Annotated in this window: 11 protein-coding genes; 3 read left to right on the forward strand and 8 right to left on the reverse strand. The window is 68.5% G+C overall.

All coding sequences use genetic code 11. The features are described 5' to 3' along the window. Positions 1 to 89 precede the first annotated feature (89 nt). Complete coding sequence (gene argS, locus AB5J53_RS27460; protein ID WP_369252497.1) at positions 90 to 1,859, reverse strand: arginine--tRNA ligase; 1,770 nt, start codon at positions 1,857 to 1,859, stop codon at positions 90 to 92. Between the two features lie 394 nt (positions 1,860 to 2,253). Between argS and lysS the strand changes: the two genes are divergently transcribed. Further along, complete coding sequence (gene lysS / locus AB5J53_RS27465; RefSeq protein WP_369252499.1) at positions 2,254 to 3,993, forward strand: lysine--tRNA ligase; 1,740 nt, start codon at positions 2,254 to 2,256, stop codon at positions 3,991 to 3,993. A gap of 68 nt (positions 3,994 to 4,061) precedes the next feature. Here the strand turns inward: lysS and AB5J53_RS27470 are convergent, their stop codons facing one another. The 3 genes from AB5J53_RS27470 to AB5J53_RS27480 form a co-directional block, all read right to left on the reverse strand. Continuing rightward, positions 4,062 to 5,447, reverse strand: coding sequence for a DUF2637 domain-containing protein (locus AB5J53_RS27470; RefSeq protein WP_369248318.1), 1,386 nt, complete (start codon positions 5,445 to 5,447; stop codon positions 4,062 to 4,064). 163 nt (positions 5,448 to 5,610) lie between these two features. Then, complete coding sequence (locus AB5J53_RS27475; protein ID WP_369248319.1) at positions 5,611 to 6,456, reverse strand: DUF3558 family protein; 846 nt, start codon at positions 6,454 to 6,456, stop codon at positions 5,611 to 5,613. Between the two features lie 150 nt (positions 6,457 to 6,606). Beyond that, positions 6,607 to 7,428, reverse strand: coding sequence for a DUF3558 domain-containing protein (locus AB5J53_RS27480; RefSeq protein WP_369248320.1), 822 nt, complete (start codon positions 7,426 to 7,428; stop codon positions 6,607 to 6,609). Positions 7,429 to 7,630: 202 nt separating this feature from the next. Between AB5J53_RS27480 and AB5J53_RS27485 the strand changes: the two genes are divergently transcribed. Beyond that, entirely contained in the window at positions 7,631 to 8,824 is a 1,194-nt protein-coding gene (locus AB5J53_RS27485; RefSeq protein WP_369248321.1) for an RtcB family protein, read from the forward strand. Between the two features lie 86 nt (positions 8,825 to 8,910). Here AB5J53_RS27485 and AB5J53_RS27490 read toward each other — a convergent pair whose 3' ends face one another. From AB5J53_RS27490 to AB5J53_RS27505, 4 genes are all read right to left on the reverse strand, one after another. After that, positions 8,911 to 9,150: a tyrosine-protein phosphatase gene (locus AB5J53_RS27490; RefSeq protein WP_369248322.1), complete on the reverse strand. Its 240-nt coding sequence runs from the start codon at positions 9,148 to 9,150 to the stop codon at positions 8,911 to 8,913. Between the two features lie 37 nt (positions 9,151 to 9,187). Then, positions 9,188 to 9,358 carry a hypothetical protein gene (locus tag AB5J53_RS27495; RefSeq protein ID WP_369248323.1) on the reverse strand — a complete coding sequence of 57 codons (171 nt, stop codon included), beginning with the start codon at positions 9,356 to 9,358 and terminating at the stop codon, positions 9,188 to 9,190. Next, a complete protein-coding gene (locus AB5J53_RS27500) occupies positions 9,358 to 10,146 on the reverse strand; it encodes an SDR family NAD(P)-dependent oxidoreductase (protein WP_369248324.1) in 789 nt (262 codons plus the stop codon). The genes AB5J53_RS27495 and AB5J53_RS27500 overlap by 1 nt, the downstream gene beginning before the upstream one ends. A gap of 209 nt (positions 10,147 to 10,355) precedes the next feature. After that, positions 10,356 to 10,691 (reverse strand): YnfA family protein, encoded by a 336-nt coding sequence (locus tag AB5J53_RS27505; RefSeq protein WP_369248325.1) that lies wholly within the window; start codon positions 10,689 to 10,691, stop codon positions 10,356 to 10,358. A 197-nt stretch (positions 10,692 to 10,888) separates the two neighbouring features. Here AB5J53_RS27505 and AB5J53_RS27510 point away from each other — a divergent pair, with 197 nt between their 5' ends. Then, complete coding sequence (locus AB5J53_RS27510; RefSeq protein ID WP_369248326.1) at positions 10,889 to 11,359, forward strand: hypothetical protein; 471 nt, start codon at positions 10,889 to 10,891, stop codon at positions 11,357 to 11,359. The last annotated feature ends 240 nt before the right edge of the window (positions 11,360 to 11,599 follow it).

Genomic DNA, 11,599 nt, shown 5'->3' on the forward strand with positions numbered 1-11,599 from the left:
AGGGACGGGTGGTCACGCAGGTCAGGCGGGTGGTCACGCACGTCGGCCCCCGGTTGTTTCACCACAACCGGGGGCCGCACGCGTCGAGTTCAGAGGCGCTCGGGCGTCCTGATGCCCAGCAGGGCCATGCCCTGGTGCAGGGTGCGGGCCGTGAGGTCGACGAGGAACAGGCGGTTCTCGACGACCTCCGTCGGGTTGTCTTCGCTCAGCACCTGGCACTTGTCGTAGAACGAGGTCAGGAGGGACGCCAGCTGGTACAGGTACGCCGCCAGTTTGTGCGGGGCGTATTCGGCGGCGACCTCCTCGATCGCCTCCACGAAGCGGTCCAGGTGCAGGCCCAACTCCCGCTCCGCCGGGGCGAGTTCCAGCTCGGGGTGCGCGGTCGGCCGCGCCTCGCCCGCCTTGCGCAGGATCGACTTGATACGGGCGTACGCGTACTGCAGGTACACGGACGTGTCGCCGTTCAGGGAGACCATCTGGTCCAGGTCGAACTTGTAGTCCCGGACGGCAGAGGTGGAGAGGTCCGCGTACTTCACGGCGCCGATGCCGACGTACCGGCCGTTCTCGACGATCTCCTGCTCGGTCAGGCCCACCTTCTCGGCCTTCTCGCCTACGACGGCGGTGGCACGCTGGACGGCTTCGTCGAGGAGGTCCTCAAGCTTGACCGTCTCGCCCTCACGCGTCTTGAACGGCTTGCCGTCCTTGCCGAGGACCGTGCCGAAGGCGAGCTGGTGCGCCTTGACGTCGTCGTTCAGCCAGCCCGCCCTGCGCGCGGTCTCGAAGACCATCTTGAAGTGCAGGGACTGGCGGGCGTCCACCACGTACAGGAGCGTCGAGGCCTTCAGGTTGAAGACACGGTCCCTGATCGCGGAGAGGTCCGTCGCCGCGTAGCCGTAGCCGCCGTCCGACTTCTTCACGATCAGCGGGACCGGGTTGCCGTCCGGGCCCTTGACGTCGTCGAAGAACACGCAGAGCGCGCCGTCGGAGCGGACCGCCACGCCCGACTCCTCCAGGAGGCGGCACGTCTCGTCCAGCATGTCGTTGTAGCCGGACTCGCCGACCACGTCCGCGTCGCGGATCTGCATGTCCAGCTTGTCGAAGACCGAATAGAAGTAGATCTTCGACTCGTCCACGAACACCTGCCAGAGCGCGAGCGTCTCGGGGTCGCCCGCCTGGAGGTCCACCACCCGGCGCCGCGCCCGCGTCTTGAACTCCTCGTCGGAGTCGAAGACCGCCCGCGCGGCCTTGTACAGCCGGTTCAGGTTCGACATGGCCTCCTCGCCGGAGACCGCGCCGCCCTTGTGGTCCAGCTCGTGCGGGTGCTCGATCAGGTACTGGATGAGCATGCCGAACTGGGTGCCCCAGTCGCCGATGTGGTGGCGCCGGACGACGGACTCGCCGGTGAACTCCAGGATCTGGACCACCGCGTCGCCGATCACCGCAGACCGCAGGTGACCTACGTGCATCTCCTTCGCCACGTTCGGCTGCGCGTAGTCGATCACCGTCGTGCCCGGGTGCTCCGCGAACGGCACGCCGAGGCGCTCGCCGTCCGCGTACCGCGCCGCCAGGTTCTCGGTGATCGCCTTGTCGGTGATCGTGATGTTCAGGAAGCCGGGCCCGGAGACCTCGACATCCTTGATCACGTCGCCCGTGGTGATCCGCTCGACGACCTGCGTCGCCAGGTCCCGCGGGTTCGCCTTCGCCTTCTTGGCGAGGGCCAGGATCCCGTTGGCCTGGAAGTCGGCCCGGTCGCTTCGTCGCAGCAGCGGGTCCGCGGAACCGGCCTCCGGCAGGGCTGCCGAGAGGGCGTCCGCGAGGCGCTGGTGGACGGAAGCGGTGAGGGACGTGACCGAGGCCATGGAGTGGGTGCCGTTCTCCTCGAAGGATTCAGATAGACCCCGCCAGTATCCCATGGGGCGACAAGCGAATTTTGCGCTCCGTGTCCGGTGCTTCGGCGGTGCGCGGTGCGCGGTGCGCGGTGCGCCGACTGCCCTCGTGGGGTCGGGGCCGTGGCGGTACATCCGCCCGTCGCCGGTGGATCAGACGTTGGCCTATGAGGAGCCGTTTCCAGATCCGGGCGTAAGCGACGGGCATTCGATGTACCGGCACGGCCCCTTCCGTGCGTTCGCGGCTGCGGGTGCGTGGGGGCGCGCCTTCCGGGTGGCGCGGGGCTGTGAAAAGCCGTTTTCGCGGTTCCCGTCCGAGCTGGGAGAATGGTGCGGTCAGCCGTACTGGCGTATGAGAAAGAAGGACGTGCCGATCGTGGCTCAGAGCACCGAGACCACCGACTGGGTCTCCCGTTACGCGGATGAGGTCATCGAGGAGTCGGAGCGTCGGGCCCCGGGCAAACCCGTCGTCGTCGCGTCCGGGCTCTCCCCCTCCGGCCCGATCCACCTCGGAAATCTCCGGGAAGTCATGACGCCGCATCTCGTGGCGGACGAGATCCGGCGGCGCGGGTACACCGTGCGCCATCTGCTCTCCTGGGACGACTACGACCGCTACCGCAAGGTCCCGGCCGGTGTCCCCGGCATCGACGAGTCCTGGGCCGAGCACATCGGCAAGCCGCTGACCTCCGTGCCGGCCCCGGCGGGCTCGGAGTACCCGAACTGGGCCGAGCACTTCAAGGCCGCGATGATCAAGTCGCTGGCCGAGCTCGGCGTCGAGTACGACGGGATCAGCCAGACCGAGCAGTACACCTCCGGCGCCTACCGCGAGCAGGTGCTGTTCGCCATGAAGCACCGCGGTGACATCGACGCGATCCTCGACCAGTACCGGACCAAGAAGAGCCCGGTGAAGAAGCAGGGGCAGAAGCCCGTCGACGAGGCCGAGCTGGAGGCCGCCGAAGGCTCCGGCGCCGCCGCCGAGGACGACGGAAGCTCGGCCGCCGGGTACTACCCGTACAAGCCCTACTGCGGGCAGTGCGAGAAGGACCTGACCACCGTCACGGCGTACGACGACGACACGACCGAGCTGACGTACACCTGCTCCTCCTGCGGGTTCTCCCAGACCGTCCGGCTGAGCGAGTTCAACCACGGCAAGCTGGTCTGGAAGGTCGACTGGCCCATGCGCTGGGCCTACGAAGGCGTCATCTTCGAGCCCAGCGGTGTCGACCACTCGTCTCCGGGGTCGAGTTTCCAGGTGGGTGGCCAGATCGTGGGCATCTTCGGCGGGAAGCAGCCGATCGGGCCGATGTACGCGTTCGTGGGTATCTCCGGCATGGCCAAGATGTCCAGCAGCAAGGGCGGGGTGCCGACCCCGGCCGACGCGCTCCAGATCATGGAACCGCAGCTGCTGCGCTGGCTGTACGCCCGCCGCCGGCCCAACCAGTCGTTCAAGATCGCCTTCGACCAGGAGATCCAGCGGCTGTACGACGAGTGGGACAAGCTGGCGGGGAAGGTGGCCGACGGGGCCGTGCTTCCGGCGGACGCAGCCGCGTACGCGCGTGCGGTGGGAACGGCGGCCGGGGAACTGCCCCAGACGCCGCGCCCGATGCCGTACCGCACCCTCGCCTCCGTCGCCGACATCACAGCCGGCCACCAGGACCAGGCCCTGCGGATCCTGAGCGAACTCGACCCTGAGAACCCGCTCACCTCGCTCGACGAGGTCCGGCCCCGGCTCGACAAGGCCGAGACCTGGATCAACACGCAGGTTCCGGCCGAGGAGCGCACCGTCGTGCGCGACGAGCCCGACGTGGAGCTCCTGAAGTCCCTCGACGACCAGGGGCGCGAGTCGCTGCGGCTGCTGCTGGAGGGGCTGGAGGAGAACTGGTCCCTGGACGGCCTCACCCACCTCGTGTACGGCGTCCCCAAGGTCCAGGCCGGCTTCGCCGCCGACGCCACCGCCAAGGAACTGCCGCCGGAGATCAAGGTGGCCCAGCGCACGTTCTTCGCGCTGCTGTACCACCTCCTGGTGGGGCGTGACACCGGGCCGCGGCTGCCCACGCTGCTGCTGGCGGTCGGGCAGGACCGGGTGCGCAAGCTGCTGGGCGCGTAGCGGTTTCGGCTGTACGACGGAGGGGGTGCCCGGTGATCACCGGGCACCCCCTCCGTCGTACGTCGTACTCAGGCGATGTGGTCCTCCTCCAGTTCCGCGTTGAAGCGGTTCTGGAAGCGGGTCATGTAGCGCCTCAGCTCGCTGTCGGTGAGGGTGATGTTGTAGGTGGCCTCGACGTTGTTGCCGAACTCACCCTTCGTGGGCAGGCCCTGACCGTTGATCGACTGGCGGAACACCTGGTAGAAGCTCTCCTCACGGGTCTTCTCGTCCGCCAGGGGGGACTGCTCCTCCCTCGGGGCCGGGATGGGGAGCTGCTCCGGCTCGGGAGCGGCGCCCTCGCCCAGCTGGCGGGTGCGGCCGGGGCCCGCGGGGATGGGGAAGCTGCCCGTCTCCTCCGGGCCGGGCTCGTACGCCTGGGACTGCTGCTCCTCGTACCACTGCTGGTACTGCTCCTCGGGGGCGTACGTGGGGTCGTAGCCGCCCTCGTAGACGATCTCCTGGGGGGTCTGGGCCTGGAACCAGGGGCTCGACTCCGGCTGTTCCTGTTGCAGCTCCCGCGCGTACTGCTGCTGGTCGTACTGCTGTTGGGCCTGTACGTATTGCCGGTACTCGGGGGTCTGGTCGCCGTCGGGGGCGGGGCGCTGCGCGCTTTGAGGTGCCGCTCCATTCGGGATGGGCGCCGCTCCGGCGGCACGACTGCCCGCAGCCATGTCGGCCACAGCCTCCAGCTCCGGTTGCTGCTGCACCGGCGGTAGCAGTGCCGGTTCGATTCCCGCTGCCGCCAGGCCCGACGGGGCCGTCTCCGCCAGTGGGACGCCGTACCTGGCGAGCCGCAGTGGCATCAGGCTCTCCACCGGGGCCTTGCGGCGCCACGCACGGCCGAAGCGGGAGCGGAGGCGGGCCTGGTAGACGAGGCGTTCTTGCTCCAGCTTGATGACCTGCTCGTAGGAGCGCAGTTCCCAGAGCTTCATGCGGCGCCACAGCAAGAACGTGGGCAGGGGGGAGAGCAGCCAGCGGGTGAGGCGGACGCCCTCCATGTGCTTGTCGGCGGTGATGTCCGCGATGCGGCCGATCGCGTGCCGGGCCGCCTCGACGGTCACGACGAAGAGGATCGGGATGACGGCGTGCATGCCGGTGCCCAGCGGGTCCGGCCAGGCCGCCGCGCCGTTGAACGCGATGGTCGCCGCCGTCAGCAGCCATGCCGTCTGGCGCAGGAGCGGGAAGGGGATCCTGATCCAGGTCAGAAGCAGATCCAGGGCGAGCAGGACGCAGATTCCCGCGTCGATGCCGACCGGGAAGACGTACGCGAAGTTTCCGAAGCCCTTCTGGAGGGCGAGCTCTCGCACGGCGGCGTACGAACCGGCGAAGCCGATACCGGCGATGATGACCGCACCGGTGACGACCACGCCGATGAGTATCCGGTGCAGACGTGTGAGCTGAATGGGCGCGGCCACCCGTACTCCCCTCCCCTTGCGTGTTGTTGCGGCCAACAGGGTGGCACATGTGTGCGGCGGGCGGGTGGCCGGTACGGCAGGAGCCCGGTCTCCGTGGGGGCCGGGCTCCTGCAAATGGCTTGGTGGAGCTACGAGTTGAGCCCCGGGCTGAGCCGGACGCCCGTCAGCTCTTCTTGGACGGCGACGCCGACTTGGAGGGGGAAGCGGACTTCGACGCCGACTTGGACGGGGAGGCCGACTTCGACGGGGACGAGCTTGCCGCGCCGCCGTCCTGGTTCGCGGCGGACACCGCGGCCACCGCCTCCTTCGCGGCCTTCTCGGCCGCCTTCAGCAGGTCTGCGGCGTTCGGGGTCTTCTCGCCCGCCAGACCGGCGCCGTTGTAGTCGAGCGTGATGACGACGTTCTCGACACGGGCCACGATCGTCTGCTGCTTGAAGGAGCCTTCCTTCTTCTTCAGGTCGTAGGTCACGGCCGTCGCCTCGTCGCCCGTCCCGGACACCGGCTGCGACTTGGCGTTCTTCGCCCCCGTCACCGACTGGGCGCCCGTGACCTGCTTCTCGAAGTACTTGTGCGCCTGCTGGCCGCCCTCGCCACGCGAGTCCGAGTCGAAACGCAGCAGGGCCACGTTCAGCCAGCGGAACTGCGAGCCCTTCACACCGTTGTTGTCGAGGCTGCTCCAGTAGCAGTTGCCGCGCGTCGCCACATCATCCGACTTGCCCTCCTTGCCGGATTTGGCGCCCTTCGGGACCAGTTCGCCCAAAGTCTTCTTCGACAGCACCGCACAGGGCTCGGGCAGCGTCGCGTACGCGGCCGGCTTGACGGCGTTCGCCGAGGCGCTCGCGGACGCCTTCGCGTCGGGGCTCGAACCGGCACTCTTCTTGGCGTCGTCACCGGAGCCGGAGTCCGAGGAACAACCGGCGGCGACAAGCATCACCGGGACGGCGGCTGCGCTGACAAGGATGCGGGTGAGTCGCGGTGCTCGGCCTACTCGCTGTACTGGTCGGTGCATGGTTCCTTCACTCGTGGCGCTCGTGGTGCGGCCGCACATGGAACGTGCGACCGGTCGGGTCCGAGGGGCCACGGTACGCGGTGAGGCGGCCGTGCGTTTCCGGTTCGAGCGGTTTGAGTGAGGGTGCCGACAGGCGCCGAGGGCCCCCTGTCAGGACAGCGTGTCCGCGACCTTCTGCGCCAGTTTCCGCGCCCTGTCCTGCATTTCCTTGCTGTCCGGAGAGTCGGTGGACGCGGTCGGCTGCTCGGCGTACTCGATCGTCACGATCACATTCGACGTGCGGAACACCACAGTCACCGTGCGCTGCTGGGCCGCCGAGGACGCCGGGCTCAGCTTGTCGTTCAGGAACGCCTCGTCGCCGAGACCGTCGAGCGTACGGGGCTGGAGATCGGCGGGTGTTTCGCTCGGAGAGGCGGTCGCGGACGGGGAGGAGGACGTGGACGAGGAGGGGGAGGCGGAGGGGGTCGCGGTGTCGGTACTGGAAGTGGGGCTGGAGCTTGAGCCGGAGCTGGTGTCGGCCGGCTCGGGGAGGTCGGCCGCCGTCTCCTTGCCCGCGAAGATCGTCTCGGCCTTGCTGGCGTCGCTCACCGCGTTGTCGTACGACACCACGCGCTCGAAGTCGACGAAGAGATGATCGGTGGCGGACGTCGACTCCACCTTCCAGTTGCAGCCGTCGCGCCGGTCCGTGTCGTACGTGAGCGTGGCCTCGCCCTCGTACGCCTTCTCGCGCGTCTCCGCGTCCGCGATCTGCTTGATCCCGGGCAGCAGCGAGTCGAGGCTGTCGTGACCGGCCGCGCCGCAGGCCTCCGGGAGCGTGCGGTACTTGCCCGGCTGGGCCGCGGGCGCCGTCGTACCGGTGTCGCTCCCCTTCGAGTCGTCCGCCGAGCCACCGCTGCCCGAACCGCCCGTGCAGCCCGCCAGCAGTGCCGCGAGGAGCACGGCGATGCCGGGTACGTACGCCTTCCGCTGCACGGTCAGGCTCCTCTCGACGGTTCCCGACGGCTCTGCGGCCGGGGTGTCCTGTGGTTATTCGGTTGCCGCGTGGGGGCGGCCCTTGGACACAATGTGTATCGCACGCACTGCCCTGGACGCCGGTCCGTTGTCCCATACGTCGACCTTGGCGCGGGTTTTGCGATTTATGACTTCTGATGTTGTCCGGGGGAATGAGGACGAAATGTCGTACGTAGAGGTTCCGGGGGCGAAGGTCCCCATCCGCATGTGGACCGACCCGGCGTCGGTCGAGGACGTCGCACTGCGCCAGCTCCAGAACGTGGCGACCCTGCCGTGGATCAAGGGCCTGGCCGTGATGCCGGATGTGCATTACGGGAAGGGAGCGACGGTCGGGTCCGTCATCGCCATGCGGGACGCGGTGTGTCCTGCGGCGGTGGGGGTCGACATCGGGTGCGGGATGTCTGCGGTCAAGACCTCGCTCACGGCCAACGATCTGCCGGGGGATCTTTCTCGGCTTCGGTCGAAGATCGAAGGGGCTATTCCGGTGGGGCGGGGGATGCATGACACCCCGATGGAGCCGGGGCGGTTTCATGGGCTCGCGACTGCGGGGTGGGATGACTTCTGGGGACGGTTCGATGGGGTTGCGGAGGCGGTGAAGTTCCGCAAGGGGCGCGCAATTGGACAAATAGGAACTCTCGGCGGGGGAAACCACTTCTGGGAGTTTTGCCTCGATTCGGACAATTCGGTCTGGATTATGTTGCACTCAGGTTCCCGGAACATCGGTAAGGAACTGGCCGAATACCACATCGGTGTCGCTCAGAAGCTCCCGCACAATCAAGGGCTGGTCGATCGCGACCTGGCGGTCTTCGTCTCGGACACGCCGCAGATGGCTGCCTACCGGCATGACCTCTTCTGGGCGCAGGAGTACGCCAAGTACAACCGCGCCATCATGATGGCGATCTCCAAGGAGGTGATTCGCCGCGAGTTCAAGAAGGCGAAGGTCACTTTCGAGCCGGAGGTCTCCTGCCACCACAATTACGTGAGCGAGGAGCGGTACGAGGGAATGGATCTCCTCGTCACTCGCAAGGGCGCGATCCGCGCGGGTTCCGGCGAGTACGGGATCATCCCTGGCTCGATGGGAACGGGTTCGTACATCGTGAAAGGGCTCGGCAACGAGAAGGCCTTCAACTCGGCGTCGCACGGCGCGGGTCGGCGCATGAGCCGCAACGCAGCGAAGCGTCGCTTCTCGACGAAGGACCTTGAGGACCAGACGCAGGGCGTCGAGTGCCGCAAGGACTCCGGCGTCGTGGATGAGATCCCGGGCGCGTACAAGCCGATCGAGAAGGTCATCGACCAGCAGCGCGACCTCGTGGAGGTCGTGGCGAAGCTGAAGCAGGTTGTCTGCGTCAAGGGGTGACCCATGGGCGCAGATACAGCACGGAATAAGCGGGTGCCGGACGAAATGACTCGTCCGGCACCCACCTTCTCCATTCTTACCTGCGGTTATTCACCTGAAGCCGGTGAGCCGGTCTTTCGCCGCATGGGCACGACCGTGACAGGCTCGAAGCGATGAGAGCCCTTCGTGCAGAGGAAGCGGTCCCAGTCCGGCGTTCCCGGGGGCAGTTTGCCGAGCGAGTCCGCTCGGAAGAGGCGGCCCGGGCGGACCGTTCTGCTGTCCGCGGTCCTGTACCCGCCCAGGTCGCGGAAGTTGTGCAGACGCTCGAAGGGTATGTGTCTGTTCACATCGCGGGAGCGTACGTCGGCCGTACGCCCGCAGCGATCACTTCGCGTGCGTCACCGCGTAGATCATCACGAACGCCACGATGTGGATGCCGAAGAGGAAGTAGGCCAAGAAGTACCAGACCTTGCGTTCGTTCCTCGTCTCCTCGGCCAGGCGGCGCTTCTCGAGGGAGTCCTCCGGCGTCTGCGGTGTCTCCGGCTGTTCCGTCATCACAGTTCCCGGTGGATCTTCGTGTTCGACGCCTGCGCGCGGGGGCGGACGATCAGAAGGTCGATGTTGACGTGGCTGGGGCGGGTGATCGCCCAGGTGATGGTGTCGGCCACGTCGTCGGCGGTCAGGGGTTCGGCCACGCCCGAGTACACCTTCGCCGCCTTCTCCGTGTCGCCGCCGAAGCGGGTCAGCGCGAACTCGTCCGTCTTGACCATGCCGGGCGCGATCTCGATGACGCGGACGGGCATGCCGACGATCTCCAGACGGAGGGTCTCGGCGAGGACGTGCTCGGCGTGCTTGGCGGCGACGTAGCCGCCACCGCCCTCGTAGGTGCCGTGGCCGGCGGTGGAGGAGAGCACGACGACCGTGCCGTCGCCGCTCGCGGTGAGGACGGGGAGGAGGGCCTGGGTGACGTTCAGGGTGCCGATGACGTTCGTCTCGTACATCTGGCGCCAGTCGGCCGGGTCGCCCGTCGCGACCGGGTCGGCGCCCAGCGCGCCGCCCGCGTTGTTGACCAGGACGCCGATCGACTTGAAGGCGGTCGCGAACTCGTCGACCGCCGCGCGGTCCGTGACGTCCAGCGCGTACGCCGCCGCCTGGTGGCCCGCCGCGTTGATCTCCTCGGCGAGCGCCTCGATGCGGTCCTTGCGGCGGGCGGTCAGCACGACGCGGTAGCCGGCCGCGGCGAGCTGCCGGGCCGTCGCCGCGCCGATACCGCTGCTCGCGCCGGTGACGACGGCGATGCGGGAGGGGGCGGACGGCGCGGAGGGCGCGGACGGCGCGGTCATTTTTGGCTCCTCGGGCGGGTGCTCGTGCGGTGCGTACGGGCGTGTGTACGGGAATCTTCGCCAGGATAGGCAGGTGGTGGGCGTCGGCGTCGAGTTGTCCGGGTTCCGCGGCCGGTCGGGCGGTGGGGTTGCGTGTTTCGGTGCGGGTGCGGGTGCGGGTGCGGGTGCGGGTGCGGGTGCGGGTGCGGCGGGGTGCGGGTGCGGCGGGATCAGCTGCCGCGTGGCGCGTACATGATTACTGCCATTCCGGCGAGGCAGATCAGCGCGCCGGTGACGTCCCAGCGGTCGGGGCGGTAGCCGTCCGCGACCATGCCCCAGGCGAGGGAGCCGGCCACGAAGACTCCGCCGTACGCGGCGAGGATGCGGCCGAACTCGGCGTTCGGCTGGAGGGTGGCCACGAAGCCGTACACGCCGAGCGCCATGACGCCCGCGCCGATCCAGAGCCAGCCGCGGTGCTCGCGTACGCCCTGCCAGACCAGCCAGGCGCCGCCGATCTCGAAAAGCGCGGCGAGGACGAAGAGGGCGGCGGAGCGGACGATCAGCATGCGGTCACTTTCGCATGCGGTCGTGTGGGGGATTCCGTCACCTGATGGACGGCGCCTGTCGGCGGTCAGGGGTGGGATACATCCCGTGACGGTGACTGGATCACCTGACGGTGGCCCGGTCGCCCGACGGTGGCCCGATCACCTGACCGTGACCCGATCGCCTGACGACCTGTCGGTCTAGCGAAGGAAATGACGTCATGCGGATGGGGATGCGGGTGCTGTGTGCGATGGGTGCGAGTGTGTGCGTGGCAGTGGGTGCGGCGTCGCCCGGCTTCGCCCTGGCTCCCGAGGCCGATCTTGCCTATCACGGGTACGTGTCCATGGCCGCCGGGAGCGTCGACGTCCGATTCACCCCGCAGAATCACGGGCCGACCGCCGTTCCCGACGCGACGGTGCGGCTGCGCTGGTCGGCTCCGCTCGCGGATGTCCAGCGGCTGCCGGGGCAGTGCGCGCGGGCGGGGGAGCGGGCGGTGGTGTGCCGGACGGGGGCGTTGGCCGCGGACGGGCTGGGGGAGGAGATCGGGGTGACAGTGCGGCTGGTGGGGGTGCCGTCGGAGGTGACTCTGGAGATCGACACGGTGTGGAGTGGCGGGGCGGTGGATCGCAACCATGCGAATGACCGGCAGCGGGTGCTGGCGCTGGATACGGGGGATTCGTATGTGTTCTAGCGGGGGTGCCTGCGGGTGTCTGCGCCCCGCGCCGCGGGTGCCTGCGTCCCGTGCCTGGGGGTGCCTGCGTCCCGTGCCTGGGGGTGCCTGCGTCCCGTGCCTGGGGGTGCCTGCGGGTGCCTGCCGGTCGGTGGGGGGTCGGGGCCGTGCCGGTACATCCGCCCGTCGCCGGTGGATCAGACGTTGCCCTATGAGGAGCCGTTTCCAGATCCGGGCGTAAGCGACGGGCATTTGATGTAC

Origin of the sequence: Streptomyces sp. R41 (assembly GCF_041053055.1) — a bacterium.
GTDB lineage: Bacteria > Actinomycetota > Actinomycetes > Streptomycetales > Streptomycetaceae > Streptomyces.

What these genes read in the sequence shown, in the direction of transcription:
- argS (WP_369252497.1), bottom strand. Translation starts at nt 1,859, where the DNA reads ATGGCCTCGGTCACGTCCCTCACCGCTTCCGTCCACCAGCGCCTCGCG.
- AB5J53_RS27475 (WP_369248319.1), bottom strand. Translation starts at nt 6,456, where the DNA reads ATGCACCGACCAGTACAGCGAGTAGGCCGAGCACCGCGACTCACCCGC.
- AB5J53_RS27485 (WP_369248321.1), top strand. Translation starts at nt 7,631, where the DNA reads ATGTCGTACGTAGAGGTTCCGGGGGCGAAGGTCCCCATCCGCATGTGG.
- AB5J53_RS27495 (WP_369248323.1), bottom strand. Translation starts at nt 9,358, where the DNA reads ATGACGGAACAGCCGGAGACACCGCAGACGCCGGAGGACTCCCTCGAG.
- AB5J53_RS27500 (WP_369248324.1), bottom strand. Translation starts at nt 10,146, where the DNA reads ATGACCGCGCCGTCCGCGCCCTCCGCGCCGTCCGCCCCCTCCCGCATC.
- AB5J53_RS27505 (WP_369248325.1), bottom strand. Translation starts at nt 10,691, where the DNA reads ATGCTGATCGTCCGCTCCGCCGCCCTCTTCGTCCTCGCCGCGCTTTTC.
- AB5J53_RS27510 (WP_369248326.1), top strand. Translation starts at nt 10,889, where the DNA reads ATGCGGATGGGGATGCGGGTGCTGTGTGCGATGGGTGCGAGTGTGTGC.